At 65.1% G+C, this 17,533-nt stretch carries 13 protein-coding genes, 1 tRNA gene and 2 pseudogenes; 6 read left to right on the forward strand and 10 right to left on the reverse strand.

Annotated features, from left to right (window positions below; genetic code table 11):
- Positions 1-346 precede the first annotated feature (346 nt).
- A pseudogene (locus ACZ60G_RS41050) lies at positions 347-2,158 on the reverse strand (IS481 family transposase).
- Positions 2,159-2,407: 249 nt separating this feature from the next.
- On the opposite strand from ACZ60G_RS41050, the pseudogene ACZ60G_RS41055 reads away from it, so the two are divergent.
- Together ACZ60G_RS41055 and ACZ60G_RS41060 are read left to right on the forward strand one after the other, a co-directional pair.
- Positions 2,408-2,602, forward strand: a pseudogene (locus ACZ60G_RS41055) (alcohol dehydrogenase catalytic domain-containing protein); the annotation flags it as partial.
- 76 nt (positions 2,603-2,678) lie between these two features.
- Positions 2,679-3,461, forward strand: a complete 783-nt coding sequence (locus tag ACZ60G_RS41060; RefSeq protein WP_465817386.1) for a zinc-binding dehydrogenase — start codon at positions 2,679-2,681, stop codon at positions 3,459-3,461.
- A 174-nt stretch (positions 3,462-3,635) separates the two neighbouring features.
- On the opposite strand, the gene speB is transcribed toward ACZ60G_RS41060, so the two are convergent.
- Genes speB through ACZ60G_RS41100 form a run of 8 tightly spaced genes read right to left on the reverse strand, consistent with a single transcriptional unit; the run spans position 3,636 to position 10,785 of the window.
- Positions 3,636-4,574: an agmatinase gene (speB, locus tag ACZ60G_RS41065; RefSeq protein WP_465817388.1), complete on the reverse strand. Its 939-nt coding sequence runs from the start codon at positions 4,572-4,574 to the stop codon at positions 3,636-3,638.
- Between the two features lie 39 nt (positions 4,575-4,613).
- On the reverse strand, positions 4,614-5,378 hold the full coding sequence (locus ACZ60G_RS41070; RefSeq protein ID WP_465817390.1) for a class II aldolase/adducin family protein: 765 nt from the start codon (positions 5,376-5,378) through the stop codon (positions 4,614-4,616).
- Positions 5,375-6,577 (reverse strand): aromatic ring-hydroxylating oxygenase subunit alpha, encoded by a 1,203-nt coding sequence (locus tag ACZ60G_RS41075; RefSeq protein ID WP_465817392.1) that lies wholly within the window; start codon positions 6,575-6,577, stop codon positions 5,375-5,377. The genes ACZ60G_RS41070 and ACZ60G_RS41075 overlap by 4 nt, the downstream gene beginning before the upstream one ends.
- Positions 6,574-7,470, reverse strand: coding sequence for a hypothetical protein (locus ACZ60G_RS41080; protein WP_465817393.1), 897 nt, complete (start codon positions 7,468-7,470; stop codon positions 6,574-6,576). Before ACZ60G_RS41080 ends, ACZ60G_RS41075 begins: the two co-directional genes overlap by 4 nt.
- Positions 7,471-7,478: 8 nt before the next feature.
- Positions 7,479-8,444 (reverse strand): C-terminal binding protein, encoded by a 966-nt coding sequence (locus tag ACZ60G_RS41085; protein WP_465817395.1) that lies wholly within the window; start codon positions 8,442-8,444, stop codon positions 7,479-7,481.
- Positions 8,445-8,462: 18 nt separating this feature from the next.
- Positions 8,463-9,233 (reverse strand): amino acid ABC transporter ATP-binding protein, encoded by a 771-nt coding sequence (locus ACZ60G_RS41090; protein WP_465817397.1) that lies wholly within the window; start codon positions 9,231-9,233, stop codon positions 8,463-8,465.
- Positions 9,230-9,946, reverse strand: coding sequence for an amino acid ABC transporter permease (locus ACZ60G_RS41095; protein WP_465817399.1), 717 nt, complete (start codon positions 9,944-9,946; stop codon positions 9,230-9,232). The genes ACZ60G_RS41090 and ACZ60G_RS41095 overlap by 4 nt, the downstream gene beginning before the upstream one ends.
- Positions 9,943-10,785 (reverse strand): transporter substrate-binding domain-containing protein, encoded by an 843-nt coding sequence (locus tag ACZ60G_RS41100; RefSeq protein ID WP_465817401.1) that lies wholly within the window; start codon positions 10,783-10,785, stop codon positions 9,943-9,945. Before ACZ60G_RS41100 ends, ACZ60G_RS41095 begins: the two co-directional genes overlap by 4 nt.
- Before the next feature lie 248 nt (positions 10,786-11,033).
- On the opposite strand from ACZ60G_RS41100, the gene ACZ60G_RS41105 reads away from it, so the two are divergent.
- Entirely contained in the window at positions 11,034-11,963 is a 930-nt protein-coding gene (locus ACZ60G_RS41105; RefSeq protein WP_465817403.1) for an Lrp/AsnC family transcriptional regulator, read from the forward strand.
- Between the two features lie 1,200 nt (positions 11,964-13,163).
- Complete coding sequence (locus ACZ60G_RS41110) at positions 13,164-13,454, forward strand: hypothetical protein (protein WP_465817404.1); 291 nt, start codon at positions 13,164-13,166, stop codon at positions 13,452-13,454.
- Between the two features lie 136 nt (positions 13,455-13,590).
- Here ACZ60G_RS41110 and ACZ60G_RS41115 read toward each other — a convergent pair.
- Positions 13,591-13,663, reverse strand: a tRNA-Ala gene (locus tag ACZ60G_RS41115).
- 122 nt (positions 13,664-13,785) lie between these two features.
- Between ACZ60G_RS41115 and ACZ60G_RS41120 the strand changes: the two genes are divergently transcribed.
- Positions 13,786-15,300, forward strand: a complete 1,515-nt coding sequence (locus ACZ60G_RS41120) for an HNH endonuclease signature motif containing protein (RefSeq protein WP_465817406.1) — start codon at positions 13,786-13,788, stop codon at positions 15,298-15,300.
- 1,591 nt (positions 15,301-16,891) lie between these two features.
- The gene (locus ACZ60G_RS41125; protein ID WP_063046924.1) at positions 16,892-17,224 is read left to right on the forward strand and encodes a transglycosylase family protein; all 333 of its coding nucleotides are present in this window, start codon (positions 16,892-16,894) and stop codon (positions 17,222-17,224) included.
- Positions 17,225-17,533: the final 309 nt, after the last annotated feature.

Consider the following 17,533-nt stretch of genomic DNA (forward strand, 5'->3'; position numbering starts at 1 on the left):
TCGTGTTCCTGGCCAGCGACCGGTCCGCCAACATCACCGGATCCGATCTGAGGATCGACGGCGGCTTCGTCACCACAATTTGAGGCCGACCAGTCCTGAAGCCTGCCATGATCTTGACTCGAGACAGGGAAAATCGAGGCGATCCATGATCGCTTCGACGAAGATCAGCCCGTCGTTGGGTGCGGACAGGGCGTTGTGCAGGTCCTTTGGGTAGGTCCGCGCATGCCCAGGTGGCGATGTCCTTGTAGGTCTCGATTGTGGCGAGCATCGCACCGATCACCTGGACCGCACGATGGCCGGGACCCGTGTCGGTGTGTGGTCTCAGGAGATGCTTGACGGTTTGTCGTCAGGAGATGCTTGACTCCTTCTCGGGTTTGACGCCAGCCCCGGTGACGTAGAACCGGGTGATGGGTTTGGTGCTGCGGCGGGGTCGGGCGGCGATCTCTTCTTCGCCGTAAAGGATGCGCAGGTGGGTATCTTCGACAACGACGGTGACGATCTTCCCGCTGTGACGGAGCCCGAGCCTGATCTTCTGCCCGGCGATCGTGATTCGGCCGTCGGCATGAACTTTGCGTTGTGCGCGAAGGGATCCGGCGGGTAGCGGAGGCGGCGGCAGTGGTGTGGAAGGAGTTCGGGCGCCGGTGAGTTTGCCGATCCGGTCGATGCTGATCGGGCAGGGCCAGGTGCCGATGAGTGCGTTGTCGGCGATGGCGTGCAGTAGGTGCCCGTCCATGCGCAGGGTGATCCGTCGTCCGGCCCAGGCGGCGCCAACGAGATGGCTGGTGCCGCCGAGTGCGACCTGGCCGTGCCGGTTGACGGTGCGGTCGATCTCGATGGTCTGACCCGGTTGGATGACCGCTGTGCCGTTGGCGCGGCGCAGTGCTGGTCGTTCCGGTGCGGGTCCCGCTGGTCGAGCTCCGCGCATGGACAGGTAGGTGAGGTCTTCTGGCGCGAGTTTAGAGGCGAGGGTGCGGATGACGGTGCCGTCGCAGGTGATGTGGATGCTGCGCAGGTCGACCCAGACGGTGACGGTGCGCCCGGCCATGCTCTGATGCAGCGAGACGATTTGGCGGTTCGAGCGGATCGACAGGTTCCCGCTCGGTGGAACGCGGGCCTCGAACTCGACTCCAGCACCCTCCCCACTCGGATAGTTCGGCGGCTCGATCACATCGATGACCAGCGGTGAGGCGACCTGATCGACGTGTTCCCGGGCAGGTGCGTGGTCGTGGGGGTCGACGCGGGTGGGTCCGTTGGGGCGGAACAGGCTGGCCGGGACCGCCATGTCCAAAGCCTGGTGGGGTCGTTGGTGGTTGTAGGCGGCGATCCAGCCGTCGATCGCTTCCTGGGCGATGGTGATGGACTCGAAAGGTGCGACGTGGTCGAGGAATTCGGTGCGAAGGGTCTTGTGGAAGCGTTCGATCTTGCCGGTTGTGGTCGGTGACCGCGGCTTGGTCAGGCGCTGTTTGATCCCGATGTCGCGGCAGATCTTCTCGAACAACACCTCCACCGGCAACGGCTTGATATAGCGGCCGGTGAACTGACCTCAGTTGTCGCTCAGCACCTCTGAGGGCACCCCATAGCGACGCATCGCCGCGGTGAACGCTTCGCCGACCTCCCGGCCCGATGGAGTGGCCAGCACTGTCGCGATCATCACGAACCGGGAATGGTCGTCGATCCCGGTCAGCAGCTTGCACTCACGCCCGTCAGCCAAGGGCACGCCACCGACGATGTCGAGCTGCCACAAATGCATCGGCGCTTGACGCTGCCACCGCTTGTACTTGCGTTTGTGCAGCTGAGCCTGCGGATCAATCATCCCGTTCCGAGTCAGCACCCGATGCACCGTCGCCCGTGACGGCGCCCGCTGAAGATCCTGGGAGGACAACTCGAAGCTGATCCGCCGCGCACCCCACCGAGGATGCTGACGCCGCAGCTCGCAGATCAACGCCTCGACCTCGGCATCCACCCTGGAAGGACTGCTGTGCGGGCGCCGGGACCGGTCGGCCAACCCAGCCATGCCCTCGGCCTTGAACCTTCGCCGCCACGTATCCAGCGACTGCCGGGTCGTGCCGTACCGGACCGCGACCTCACCGATCGGGGAACCACCCAGCACCTCACACACCGCCCGATACCGATACTCCGCCACCGCCTGCTGATCCACACACCCGCCCGTTCACCACCGACAACACCGGGCAGAACAAGATCACGAACAACGCCGAAACGTCAAGCGTCTCTTGAGAACAAACGGTCAAGGATGTCCTGAGCCCCTACAGTTGACAACCCGGCCTCCAGCGGCGGTCGCGTGGTGGTAACAATCGTTCGAAGCCTGGGTGCGAACCTGCTAAATTGGCCGTGATTCGCCGTCGACATGCCGTTCTACGACCATACGAGCGTTAGGGAAGGCAGGACGATGAAGGCGTTCGTCCTGAAGGAGATCGGGTCGGTTGGGTTCACCGAGAAGCCCGTCCCGGAGCCGGGCCCGTTCGACGCCGTCGTTCGCACTACGACAGCCCTTATTTGCACGTCCGACTCGCATACCGTCAAGGGTGGTATCGGTCCGCGGGAGAACCTGACTTTGGGTCATGAGGCTGTGGGGGTTGTGCACGCTGTCGGCAGCCAGGTGCGGCGCATCCGCCCGAACGATCGTGTCCTATCGGGTGCGATAACCCCAGATTGGGGTGATGCGGCCGCGCAGAACGGGTTCCCGTCGCAATCGGGGGGACGCCCTCGGCGGCTTCAAGTTCGCCAACTCCAAAGACGGTGTTTTCGCCGAGTATTTTCACGTCAACGACGCCGATGCCAATCTCGCCGTCATCCCGGACAGTATCTCCGATGAATGGGCTGTGTACTGCGCCGACATGCTGTCGACCGGATTCATGGGCGCCGAGAAAGGCAACATTCCGATCGGCGGCACCGTGGCCGTCTTGGCGCAGGGACCGGTGGGTTTGATGGCAACGGCAGGAGCGAGATTGCGCGGTGCTGGTCTGCTCATCGGCGTCGAGTCGGTACCGGCACGTCAGGCACTGGCACGCCGATACGGTGCCGACGAGATCGTCGATTTCACGAGCGAAGATGTAGTCGAGCGGGTACTCGAGCTGACCGGCGGCGAAGGCGTCGATACCGCGATCGAAGCGCTCGGCGCCGATGCCACTTTCCAAACCGCGGTAAAGATCACCAAGCCGGGCGCAACGATATCCAACGTCGGATACTTCGGTGACGGAGAATTCGTCCGGATCCCCCGGGTGGAATGGGGAGTCGGCATGGCCGACAAGACGATCGCGACAGGCCTGTGTCCGGGCGGCAGGCTCCGCATGGAGCGTCTTCTTCGCGTGCTGGAGTCCCGCCGGGTCGATCCGACGCATATGACGACACACGAATTCGCGTTCGACGACATGGAGCAGGCGTTCGAGGTCTCGGACAAGAAACTCGACGATGTGGTGAAAGTGCTGATTCGATTCGGCTGATAACCGCCGCCACTTCGCGCTCTTTCTGCTTCGGATCGGCAGGCGCGATGCCGTTGAGCCCGAATCGGCCGAGAACACGACCCGACTGACCTGCGATGTCCAAGCGGGCCAAGAGATTCGGGAATTGGCCGTTGGGTGGGGACTGTGGACCGTTTCCGCCGCCGACCGCCTCGTTCAGGTGCGCATCGCCATCGCTGACAGCAGCTCGTATCCGACGTGTGCGGCTGCGATACCGGTGATTTCGGCGTGGTCGTAGGCGGGTGAGACCTCGACGATGTCGGCGCCGACGATGTCGGTGTCGCTGAATGCGCGCAGCAGAAAGAGCAATTCGCGGCTGGTCAACCCGCCCGCCTCGGGAGTACCGGTGCCAGGGGCGTGCGCCGGGTCGAGAACATCGATGTCGACCGAGACGTAGACGGGCCGGTCACCGATCCGGGCCCGCATCCGCTCGACCGCCGCCGCGATACCGTCGATTTCGATCTCGGGGGCGGTGATCGCCGAGAAGCCGAGCATGCGATCGTCGGCGAGATCGCTGGTGCTGTAGAGCGGTCCGCGGGTACCGATATGCATGCTCGCCTCGCGGTCGATCAACCCTTCTTCCGATGCGCGGCGGAACGGCGTGCCATGGGTATAGGACGCACCGAAATACGTATCCCATGTATCGAGGTGCGCGTCGAAGTGCACCACGGCGACCGGTCCGTGCCGCCGCGCGACCGAGCGCAGCAGTGGCAACGCGATGGTGTGGTCGCCGCCGATCGTCACCAGCCGTGCGCCGGTACCGGTGAGTGCATCCGCGCCGTATTCGATCTCGGCGATGGCAGCCTCGATGTCGAACGGATTGCAGGCCAGGTCGCCCGCGTCGGTGATCTGCAATGCGTCGAATGGGGAGACGTCGAGCGCGGGGTTGTACGGCCGCAACAGCTTCGACGACGTGCGCACGTGGCCGGGTCCCAGTCTGGCGCCCGGTCGGTAGCTGACGCCGGTATCGAACGGAACACCGATAATGGCGATATCGGTGGCGGTGACCTGATCGATGCGCGGCAGTCGGGCGAAGGTCGCCGGGCCGCCGTAGCGGGGGATGCGGGTGGCGTCGACGGGGCCGACAGTGGTCATCGTGGTGTCCTCTCGGATTGATAAGTCACGCAGGCGGATTCAGTCCGCGTAATGCGGGTCGATGCGGTCGAGTAGCCGCAGCAGGGCCGCCCAGGCCAGGTCGTATGCTTCGGCATCGGCGAAATCGTCGCCGGTTTCGTCGCCGGCCAGCTGGCGGGCGCTGCGTTCACACACCTGCGGGGACGGCAACGTGAGCGTCCCGGTGGCGGCGGCGGACACCTGGATCTCACACGCCCGATTCAGATAGAACATGCGCAGAAATGCCTGTGCCGCAGTGGCTCCGACGGTGAGCAGACCGTGATTGCGCAGGATCAGTGCGGGATGCTCGCCGAGATCGGCGACCAGCCGGGCCCGCTCGTCGAGATCGAGGGCGACGCCCTCGTAGTCGTGGTAACCGATCCGACCGTAAAACTCCATCGACATCTGGTTGACCGGCAACAGCCCCTCGGCGGTGGCCGCCACCGCACAGCCCGCCCGGGTGTGGGTGTGCAGCACACAATGTGCGTCGGGGCGGGCGGCGTGCACCGCGCCGTGGATGACGAAACCCGCCGGATTCACCGGCGGCCCGGGATCGCCGATGGCGCGGCCGTCCGCATCGACGATCACCAGATTCGACGCCGTGATCTCCTCGAACAGCAGCCCGTATGGGTTGATCAGGAATTGCGGGATCGGCCCGGGCAACCGCAACGAGATGTGGGTGAAGATCAGGTCGGTCATTCCGAAGTGGGCGACCAGGCGGTATACGGCGGCGAGTTCGCGTCGCAGTCGCGATTCCGTCGCACGGGCAGCCGGCACCGCGGTCATCGGTAGCCTACCTTCGCCGCGACCCGATGCTGGAACAGCGCGGTGATCTGATCCCAATGTGCGACAAGGTTCGTCGCATCCGCTGCGGGTGAATTGCGGCCGATCTGCAGGCGGTGCAGCATCGGCATGTCCTGCTCGTTGACCTCCCAGAGCACCTCGGTCAGCTGGTGGTGGGCTTGCGCGTATTCCGTTCCGGCCGCGGCTGAATCGACGAATACCGCCATATGTTCGATCGTCCTGTCCGGGGCGGCCGGATTGAAGCCGATCACCTGGAACCAGTCCGCCTCCAGGAAGAGCAGGGCATTGGGAAACACACAGAAAATGTCCTGGTGTTCGAGCCGGTCGGCGGGGACATCGCCGAGCCAGGGTAGGGCACGATCGGTCTTGTCCGCCTTGCCGACCGCCCCGTGCGGATAGGTGCCGCCCAGGATGTCGGGATGCAGTGCCACATCATCGACGTCCAGCGAGGCGGTCACCGGCCCGACCTGGGGATGGACGAACGGCAAATGGTAGAAATCGAGGAAGTTCTCCACGACGAGCTTCCAGTTGGCGTCGACGTCGTAGCGGCGTTCCCCAGCGAGGTGGATCCGCTCGAAATCGATATGCGCCCAACGAGTCAGGATCGGCTCGAGGTGGTGTGCGAACTCGTCGGCGCAGCGCAGCGGGTCGGTATCGGTGGCGGATAGGTCGACGAACACCATGCCCGCCCACACGTGGCTGGCGACGGCGAGCAGGCCGAGCCGTTCGGCCGCCGCCGGATCCACCTTCGCGCGCCGCTCACGGCCGTAATACGGTGCGGCGGACAACTTTCCATCCAGATCGAAGGACCAGCAGTGGTAGGCGCACTGGATCCGGCGGGTGACCACCAGCGGTTCTTCGGTCAGTGTCATACCGCGATGTCGACACGAGTTGTGGAAGACCCGGATCCGGTCGTCGTCGCCGCGGACGAGGAGCAGCGGCTTACCGCCGATCGTGACCGGGTGCACGGCGCCTGGCTCATCGACCCAGTGTGCGTAACCGGCCCACACCCAGCCGCTGGAAAAGATGCGGTCCTGTTCGAGGGTGAACTCCGCGGCGCCGGTGTAGGCGCGGGCGGGCACAAGTGCGCGGCCGATCGGCAGCTCGGGCAGTGGCCCGTCGACGACCACGTTCCCGGTGGAGGTCATCCGTTCGGATAGGGGAAATTGGATGTCGCTCAACGTATTCCTCCTCGGGATGTGGTGATCGAAGTGCCGTGCACGGCAGCGGCGTACGCTGTCTCGGCCCTGTCGCGCAGGGTGAGTGTCTCGGCCCATCGATCCGAAAGTTCGCGCCCGTTTCGGTCGGTGATGGCATATGGGGTGGTGCCCAATTCGGTGCAGAACAGCACCGGCTCCAGGCTGCCGTCGCGGCGGCGGCGCTCCAGGATGGCGGTGAATGCGCGAACCCAGCAGTCCTGGAACAGTGCCTCCCATTCGCGGTGCTGTGGGAAGCCGAGCGGGATCTGTACCTGGCAGCGAGTCGCGATGCGGCCCTGCACGGATTCGGCGCGCGCGAACAGCGCATCGAGCTGTCCTTCCAGCTCCGCGGTCGGCGGCAGCGGGAATTCGCTGCCGCATACGTAGTGGGACAGGTCGATTGCCAGATTCACCTCGGCGTCCAGTACATGCAGCAGTCTGGTGGTTGTGCGGATGTCGTCGGTCAATGTGTTGCGGTGCGTTTCCAATTGCATCGCGACACCCGCGGCCGCGCACCGGCGATGCCAACGGAGGACGGTGTGCGCGACAGCTGTGAGGTCATGGTCGAAGACGCGACCGCAGACCACCATTCGGTCGGCGTCGATGATCTCGGCATAGCGCAAGGCGGCATCGAGATCGACATCGTCACCGACGAAAGCGAAGACGGCCGAACGCAATCGGTGCCCACGCAGGGCGGCGAGTTCGTGGGCCTCGGGCCTGCCGCGTGCGCCGAGGTCGACCGCGACACCGTCGAATCCGGTCGCCACGAGCTGGTCGAGCTGCTCGGCGAGGGTCCACGGGCGTGGCGCACCCCACGGCAAATCCTCCATCGCCCACAGCGAATTGAATATCTCGAGGCGCGGGGGCCCATTCATCGCCGGATTCATAGTGGCACCGAGGCCGGGGTGGCGACCGGATGCAGCGGGCGGCCGGTGCGATGCCACTGCACCACATTGCGGGCCTGAGTCAGCACGTAGTCTCGCGCGGTCGCATCCGAAAGATAGGCCACGTGCGGGGTCAGCAGGACATGGGGATGTTCGGCGAGCCGGTCACCGGCCGAGGGCGGCTCGGTGTCGAGCACATCGAGTGCGGCACCAGCGAGGTGGCCGCTGTCCAACGCGTCGGCCAGCGCCGTGGAATCGACGATGCCACCGCGGGAGACGTTGATCAGCCAGGAGCCGGGGCGCATCCGCGCGATGAGATCGGCGTCGAACAACCGCTCGGTGCGAGCGTTGAGCGGCAGATGGATGGAAACGAGATCGGAATGGGTGACCACCTGCGTGAGCGACGCCGCGCTGACACCGGTGGGCATGGCACGTCCCGAATGGTCGTGGCCGAGAATCGATCCCACGGACCCGGCGGCGAACTCGGCGACCTTGGCGCCTATGCGGCCGAGCCCGACCAGCCCGAGGGTGATCTCGGACAGTCGCCGCGGCCCGGATGTGGGCCGGTCCAGCCAACCACGTCGGCCGTGCAGGGTGAAGAAGTCGAGGCGGCGCACCACGGCCAGGGCGAGCGCCCAGGTGTGCGTGGCGACCTCGGCGGTGGCGAGATCGCCGATGGTCGCGACCCAGATGCCCCGGGCCGTTGCCGCATCGACGTCGACGGCATAGTGGCCGCGCGAGAGCATCGACAGGATTCGCACCCTGGGCAGGCGGGCCAGCAGATCCGCGTCGACAGGCGCGTAGCCGACCAGCAGTGCGGTGGCATCGGCGGCCCCCTCGGCGATACTGTCGGGGTCTCGGGTCTCCAGCACCCGTACCTCGAAACCCGCCGTCTCCAACAGGGTTACGCCCGGTGCGGGGTCGAGGTCGTCGAGATCGGTGTAGACCGCGATCGGAGCTGACATAGCGGAATCCGTTCCGAGTCAGTGGACATGGGACAGGAACGCGCGGGTTCGTTCTTGTTCGGGCTGAGTGAAGAATTGCTCGGGCGCCGCCTGCTCGACGATGACGCCGGAGTCGAACAGTGCGACCTCGTCGGCGAACCGGCGGGCGAATCTGGTCTCGTGGGTCACCACGATCATCGTCATCCCCTGTGCGGCAAGGTCTTCCATCACCGACAGCACCTCGTTGACCAGTTCGGGGTCCAGTGCCGATGTCGGTTCGTCGAAGAGCATCACCGACGGTTCGAGGACGAGCGCCCGCGCGATGGCGACGCGTTGTTGCTGTCCACCCGACAGCTCCGAGGGATAGTGCCGCAGATGACCGGCCATGCCGACCCGTTCGAGCATGGTCTCAGCGCGATGCGCGGCCTCGGCCTTGTTCAGCCCGGTCACCGCGGTCAGGCCGAGCATCACATTGCGCAGCACATCGAGATGGGCGAACAGGTTGAAGCGCTGGAAGACCATGCCGATATCGGTGCGCTGTCGCGCCAGCCGCCGCTCGGGCATCGGCACCGGATGACCGTTCCGTCCGCTCTCGACTCCGATCTCTTTGCCGTGCAGCAGGATCGAGCCACCGTCCGCGGACTCGAGCAAAGCCATCAGCCGCAGGATGGTTGATTTGCCGGACCCGGATGGCCCGAGCACGGCCTTGACCTCGCCCGGTGCGACCGCGAAGTCGACCCCTTTGAGGATGAGGTTGTGGCCATAGCTTTTTCGCAGGGCGACCGTCTGTAGCAGGGGCGCATCAGTCATACCGACACCGGGTCCTTCCGTGGGATGGGCGCACCCGATGAGACCCATCGGTAGCGACGCTCGATAAGGCTCTGCGCACCCATCAGGGCGCTGACGATCACCAGGTAGTAGACGAGCGCCGCGCTGTAGTACTCGGCGTACCGGAATGTCACCGATACCCCCACCTGCGCGGTGGTGAGCAACTCGCGCAGCGAGATCACCGACGCCAGTGAGGTGTATTTGAGCATCGCGATGAACTCGTTGCCGGTCGGCGGTAGCGCGACCTTCACCGCCTGTGGCAGTACGACTTTCAGCAAGACCAGGCGCGGTGGCAGTCCGATCGCCCGGGCCGCCAGATGCTGCCCTTCGTCCACGCTCAACAGCGCCGAGCGCAGGATCTCCGCCATATAGGCGGCCTCCACCACCGCGAAACCGAGGAAGGCAGCAATGAACGGCGTGAACCAGTTCTCGCGCAGCCCGGGAAAGAGCTGTGGCCCGGCATTCCAGATGATCAACAGCACCAGCAGCGTGGGGATAGCCCGGAAGAACCACACGTAGCCGCCGCCGACGGCGCGCAGGGTCCGTACCTTGCTGATGCGCATGAGGGCCACCCCGAATCCGAGCACGGTGGCGAAGATCATCGACACGGCCGCGAGGGCTACCGAAAGCCAAGCGCCGTGCAGGAATTCGGACGAGGTGAGGGCGTCGAGGAAGATATCCCGGTCGAAGGTCATTGTGCTGTTCCGGGGCGGATCCGGGCCGGATCGAGCCCGTATTTGGTGGCGATCTTCGCGAGGGTGCCGTTCTCGGTCAGAGTCCGGATGCCCGCGGCGACGGGGCCGCTCAGCGGCGAGCCCTTCCTGGTGAAGACCCCGAAAACCGTTTCCGCGGTGAAGACGCCAGGAATCGCGGTCAGCGCACCGCCGGACTTGGCGACCATATCGACCACCGCGACGTCGGTCTCGATCAAAGCGTCCGCTTTGCCATTGGTCACCGCCGCAACCGTTTCGGCGGTCTTGGGGTAGGCCTGGATCGTGATCGTGGATTTGCCGGCAGCCTTGAATCGGTCCGAAAGCTGTTGCAGAGTCTTCTCGTTCGCACCACCGCCTTGGACCGCGACGGTCTTGCCGGACAGGTCGTCGACGGTCGCGATCCGAGTTTCGCCATTGCGGACGATGAGTCCCGGTCCGGTCGCGAGGAACGGCGCGGCATCGGCCACCGCGGTGCGCTCCGCGCTGACGTACAGCGCGGACCAGAGCACATCGCAACGCTGGGCCTGCAGCGCGGGCATGAGCCCGTCGAACGAGGTGACCTGCCAACTCGGCCGCACCTGCCACAGGTCGGCGAGTGCGCGTGCGGCATCGGAGTCGAAGCCGACCGGGTCGGTGGTGTTCCCGCTTTCGAAGTACTCCATCGGCGCGTATTCGGGATCGGTGCAGATCCGAACCTCGCCGCCGCGGATCAGGCCCGCCGGTGCGGCGCCGCTGGCCGCACTACCGCCCGATCCGCTCCCGCAGCCGGCGATCAGCAATGCCGCACCGGTTCCCACGGCTACCAGTCCCAGCTTTTTCATCTGCTCAATCTCCTGCCAGTGCAGTGGCGTTATGGTCAACGTTCCTGCTCTGATTGATGCTCGTTCGATTGAGATGCACGATAGAAACTGCGATAGGTTCAGTCCACACGGGAAGCTCAGCGACGAGCGCCACTGTTTGACGTTATGCAAACCATTGCTCGATGAATCGTGCGAGAGTCTTGTTGGAGAAAGAAAATACTGATGATCGGTAAAGAAGGCTCGGTTCGGAAGTCGATTGTTAAGTTCCGATGACCGCAGCATCGGCCACCCACATGCTGGACGCCCGCATCCTCGAGGAACTGCGCTTCGACGGGCGGATCGGCCGCAACGAACTCGCTGCGAAACTCGGCGCGTCACGTCCGACGATCTCCAAACGCCTCAACACGCTGTTCAGCACTGGGCGTGCCCAGGTAGTCGGGATCGTGCATCCGTCGACGATCGGGCTGGAAGCGCTTGCCCACGTGTCGATCAGCGTTGACCAACCCGTTCGGCAGGTCGCGGGGCGGGTGGCCGCACTGCACGACATTCCGTATGTGTCGCTGACCAGTGGTCGGCACCCGCTGGTCGTCGAAATCCGCACTCAGGGCCCGCCGCAGCTCACGGCCACGCTCGACCGGATCCGGAGCATCGACGGTGTGCGAGACACAAACACGCTGTTCTATTCGGACCTGATCATCGACGTCGGCCGTCCCGAGAAGGCATCGGCGGCCTCGATCGATGCGCTGGATACCCGTTTGCTGGCGGTGCTGCAGGAGGACGGGCGTGCCTCCTACGCCACGCTCGCCGCCGCGGCCGGTACCTCCGCGGGCACCGCTCGGCTGCGGGTGAAGCGCCTCATCGATGAGCGCATCGTGCACGTCGCCGCACTGTCCGGACCGGGGCACGGCGATACCGAATTCGCGGTCGGATTCGGCGTGCGTGCCAGCGGACGCACCGCGGGACTCGCGCCGCTACTCACCGAGCTCCCCGGCCTGCGCTTCCTGGCCGCGACGATCGGGCGGTTCGATCTGGTCGGCACGGTGCACGCGGCCGTGCTGGAGGACGTCGTCGGCGCGCTCGACACGGTGCGTGCGTTACGCCCGGTGCTCGAGGTCGATAGCTGGGTGCATCTGGTCACGGTGAAGGAGCGCTACAGCAACGTGCCGCCGCTTTCCCGGGAACTGACGGAGCAGTCGTGACCGCGGTACGGAGCTACCCGCCACTCCCTCAGCGGCGCAAGGTATTTCGCGCAACTCACCGTGGCGCAATGACGAATCACGTCGCCACGCCGGCATTCTGACGCTCGACATTCCGCGAATACCGACTTACCTTCACTTTCCCGAGAGGTCTCGGCGACCGCGAATCCCGGGCACGGAATCGGGCCGCGGACGGCACCGGGATAGCGAACCGGAGTCCACGCGCGCTCGGCGATCAGTTGACGTACCGGCGGGTTTTGGTCAGCATCAGCGTCCGCTGTAGTTCCATATACCGACAACCAGTTCCGTTCTTGCGTTCCCGACCACACGGCGCATGCTGCGAGCCCGATGAGCCGCCGGGAATAGGCAACCACCGTGATCAGGTGGAGGTCGCCGTGCACGCGGTGATCGATCACGAGGTCGCCGACAGGATGAAGTTTCTACATCGAACACAAAGTGCTGGAAGACGCTACCGCGCACAACCTTTCGGCCACTGCCACGTTGGAGAACCTGCTCCGGATCGATGTCGACGACACCGAAGCCCGCCGCCTCGCTGGAGAACTTTTCAGGTCTGTTTCGACCAAGCGTGCGCGGGTCAGCGGCCGATTTCACCGTTTCCGCAGGTCGATCTCTGTGGTTAGCGCATGTGTCCCCCTCCCGACATGAACCCCTTGCGCGGACCGGGTGTTGCCCGATCCCGCCCTATCAGTCGCCCGACAACGTGAAATCAGTTTGAACAACTAACTGGCCAACGAGAACCGCTGGTCCCTGTCCCGTCTATAGGTTGCCCAGCCCACGGCACCATCAAGTTGGGGCCGATTGCCCTACTTCCGCAGGGCATCACGATCCCTCAGACGGGATACGCACCCACGATGACCAGGCGTTTTTCAGTTGCCCATGTTTTGCGTGCCCTGCCGAGGGCACCAACCTGCGACGCCGCCAAGGAACCGGCTGGACTGTCAGCAGCCAGTTGACACCGGACCGCGAGAGGCGTCGACGGCACGCCCATTCACATGCCGTCGACATTGTGTGCGGGCGACGACGAGCCGCCATCAGCGCGACGCCACATACACCTTCACAGGTACGCCAGCTCGCCCTCCACCAACCCCGACATCTCGCCTTGCACCCAGCCCAACCGATCGGCATGTCAGACTAGCCGCAGCAATCGACACCACAACTCATTTGACCCCGGGGCCACATCCAATGGAGCTAGACGGACCGGCAACGATCCCAACCGACTACATCACCCGGCAGTCGACCCGGATCATCGCCAACGGATACCGCGACTACAGAGCCGACAGCATCACCGAGCCGGACAACACCTTCCCGTACCCGTTCCCCGACCGCGACAACCCGATGCTCGAACACCTCGTCCGCAAAGCAAAGGAACTGGAAGACGAGGAAGGACAGCCCCCGTACATCTGGCTGGCCGTACACGCATGGTACGAAGGCGTCCTGAGCGCCCTCGCCAACCCACCCCAGTCCCACGAATAGGCAGCAGAACCTAGTCGGCCGATGCCCGCACCCGGCCGAACGAAATATGAAACCCAAACCGTGGTGTTTCCGTGGGGCTGGGACAAATGAAACAGGTCAGGACCGGTGTAATACCCGTCCTGACCTGGGATTTCAGTGGAGCTAAGGGGACTCGAACCCCTGACCCCCACACTGCCAGTGTGGTGCGCTACCAGCTGCGCCATAGCCCCGAGTGGGTCGCTGTCAGGTTTCCCTGACTGCCTGAACGAAGTTACACCACTGGCGTGTCGGCAACCAAATCGCCTTGATTCGGGGGTAGCGGAGCGGGTTGTTCGATCGTAGAATCGAACACATGTTCGATGGCGATGATCTCTCATCCGTGAACTTCGGGGCCATGACCGACGAGGGACTGATCGAGGCCCTGCGGGCGGCGCATGGGCGGGCGGCGGTGGCGCAGGCCGCTGAGGTGTTCGCGGTGCGGGAGTTGTATCGACGGCACCGGGCCGAGAGTGCGGAGCCGGGGCCGGGTGGCGTGCGGGCCGGCGAGTTCGCCGCCAGCGAGGCCGCGGTGGCATTGCAGGTCGACGAGGGGACAGCCGGGGCGTTGATCGATATCGGTCTGGCACTGGAGGATTCGTTGCCGCGAACGCGGGCGGCTTTCGCGGCGGGACGGATCGATCTGGCCAAGGTGCGGGTGATCGTGGACAGCACCCGAGCGGTGGCCAGGGAGGTGCTGGACGCGCTGGAGCCGCGACTGCTCGAGGCGGCGGGACGAAACAATCCGGTGCGGCTGCGGCAGGCGGCGCGGCGGTGGGCGGCGCGGCTGGATCCAGGCGGCACGCAGCGGCGGCGGGAACTGCGGCAGGACGAGCGCGACGTTCGGCTGCGAGCGGTGCAAGACAGTATGGCGGTATTCGATGGATTACTGCCCGCGCCGGGGGCGCAGACAGTGGCGATGCGACTGCGCGAGATGAGTACGCAGGTGTGCGCATCGGATCCGCGGAGTATGCCGCAGCGACGGGCGGACGCTCTCGTGGCACTCGCGGATGGTTCCGGACGGCTGAAATGCCAGTGCGGACGCGGTGAACGTTGCCCGAAGTTCGGTGTGCCGATCGAGCAGCCGCGCAGGCCCCTGATCCAGATCGGGATTCCGGCGGACACGCTGCTCGGGATTCAGGAGGCACCGGCATTTCTGGCGGGGTACGGGCCGATCGACGCGGCGCTAGCCCGGATTCTCGCCGAACACGCACGCTTCCAGGTCATACCGGAACGCTCGAACGCCGACGACGAGGCGGCCGTTGTCGACGAGGCGATGCGGTGGCGGCCAACGCCGCGACTGGAGCGCGAGGTGCGGGCGGTGGACGGCATGTGCCGCTTTCCCGGATGCGTCATGCCCGCCGCCGAATCCGAACTGGACCACAATCACCCCTTGGACCACCAGCGCCCCGACCGCGGCGGACGCTCCATTCGCACCAATCCGGCCACACTCTGCACGAGGCACCATCGCCTGAAAACGTTGGCGGACAACATAAGACTCCCCTGGCGCATCTGGCGCGCCGATCCGGATCGCCTCCAATGGACCGTGCCGACCGGCGATATCCACACCACGATCCGCGAGGGCGCGCGATACCTATTTCCGCGCACCGACACCGATGCCCCCGTTGCCCCCTACACCGGCCACTACAGATCCGAACCGCCAGAAATTCCTCCCGCAATCCCCATCCATCCCGCCGACCGACCAACCGCCGAAGACATCGCCTACCCGCTCGACGGCTACGTAGTCGTCCACGGCCAACTCCGGCGAATTCGCCCCGAAGACGAGATCCCAGACGACCACCCCCAGCCAGCCCGGTTTCCCGCCCCCTGACTGGGCCATCCACTCCGAACGGAGCACCAAAGCTGGCGAGTGCCAATCCACTTCGAGCGGCGCGCCGGGCGGCCCGCGTGCCGATCCACCCCGAGCGGGTCGCAACGCCGTCCGGAAACCGCTCGACTCCGAGCAGCACATGAGCTGGCAGATGCCCGATCCATTCCGCGCAGCTCGCAAGGCGGACCGGATACTCGGTCCGCTCTGAGCAGTTCGCAGGGCCGACCAGACACCCCGATCCAATCCAAGCGGCTCACATGTTTGTCCGAGTGCCTGATCCACCGAGTGCCGGTCGCGGGGCTGACCGGGCCATCCGCTCAGAGCGAGTCGCCAAGACTGTCGAGTGCCGAACCATTTCGAACGGTTGCACAGGGCGGCCCGCGTGCCGATCCACCCCGAGCGCGCCGCAAGGCCACCCAGATACCGCTCGACTCCGAGCAGGACATGGCTGCCCAGATGCCCGATCCACTCCGAGCGGCTCACACCTTTGTCCGACTGCCCTGGATCCACTAAGTGCCTCCCGTGAGCTGACCGGGCAATTCCGCTCCAAACGGGTCACCAAGGCTGTCGAGTACCGAACCATTCGGACGGTTGCACAGGGCGGCCCGCGTGCCGATCCACCCCGAGCGGACCGCAAGGGCATCCGGATACCGCTCCACTCCGATCAGCTCGCAGGGCCGACAGATGGCCGCTCCACTCCGAGCAGCTCGCAAGGCTGCCCAGATGTCCGCTCCGCGAGCAGCTCGCAAGGCTGCCCAGATGTCCGCTCCGCGAGCAGCTCGCAAGGCGGGCCGGATACCCGATCCAGGCGACTCGCAGGCTCTCCCCCGGCCCGAAGCTGCGGGTTGACGCGCGCAAGTGACGGCAAACGCGCTCGACAGCGAATCCATACCGCCGTTTACGACCGCACAGTGCCGTTCGGGACCCGATATCGCCGTCCACGACCGCATGTATCCGATTGCACGTGTGCCGTCGCCGAGAGCTATGTGCCGTCGGCATCACTCAGACATGCGAGACACCACCGAAGCCCGCCTGGTGACCTGCTGTGCGCCCAGACCCACGTCGGCAACACCGGGAAACACCCCCGCGCGAGCGTCACCGAAATACCTGGCGTGTCCATCGCTCCGATTCGTTGAAGCTCGAATAGGGGTGCAGCGGGATTCACAAGGACCCCAGCGGATAACAATTTCACCATCCGTACCGCACGGCAGGTGCATCGAACCGGCGACACAACCGGACATACCTCGCAGGTTCCAGCGCTCAAACGCGATCCGGATCACTATTTCGTAGTGATCCCGAACACATAACGTAACTATCACGAACGATCGTATATATACATTTTTGCGCATTCGAACTGCGCGAATGCCGATAATCCGAAGTTGCGGTCGAAGCAATTCGGGCGTTACCCCAACGTGATCTGTCGCGAATTCTTCGCTAGCGTCGTCGGCAGCCCGGATCAACGCGACGGGCTCGAACTCGAATCGCTGAACGCCGGTAACCCTGCCCCGCGATTTCGAGGGTCCCCGACATCGCTGGGGGCAGGGACACGGCGGAAGTCCGCCGGGCCGAGCGGGCGCAGCCAGGAATCCACATGACTCAGAACCGCAAGCTCACCCGTGCCCTTGGTCTCGCCGCCGTCGCCGGTGCCATCGCCGCAGTTCCGTTCGGCCTGTCCACCGCCACCGCATCGGCCTCCGGCCACAACTGGGACGCCGTCGCTCAGTGCGAGAGCAGCGGCAACTGGAACACCGATACCGGCAACGGCTTCTCCGGCGGCCTGCAGTTCACGCAGAGCACCTGGGCCGCCAACGGCGGCTCGGGCAGCCCGAGCGGAGCGAGCCGCGAGGAGCAGATCCGCGTCGCGGAGAATGTGCTCGCCACCCAGGGCCCGGGCGCCTGGCCCGTGTGCGGCGCTTACCTGTAAGCCCGAATAGACCTGACGGGGTCCGTGCCATCGAGCACGGGCCCCGTTGTCGTCAGTACGGTCGTAGACATCAAACGAATTCGGCGGTGCCGGAATTATTTCCAGCAACCACGTGAGCAACCGCCGTACAATTCAACCGACCGCACGCTCCACTTCGGGATCGAAAACCCCTCCGCGGCGGCAGAATTCATAACTCCCACCCCAGCTCGAGATGCCTGTGACGTCAACCGAGAGTCCCACTCATCGGTACCGACTGTTTCAATTCCGCAAATCGAGCGTTCTCATGGTCCGAAACACCTGCGGGGAGTG

The organism is Nocardia sp. NPDC102475 (assembly GCF_055584605.1).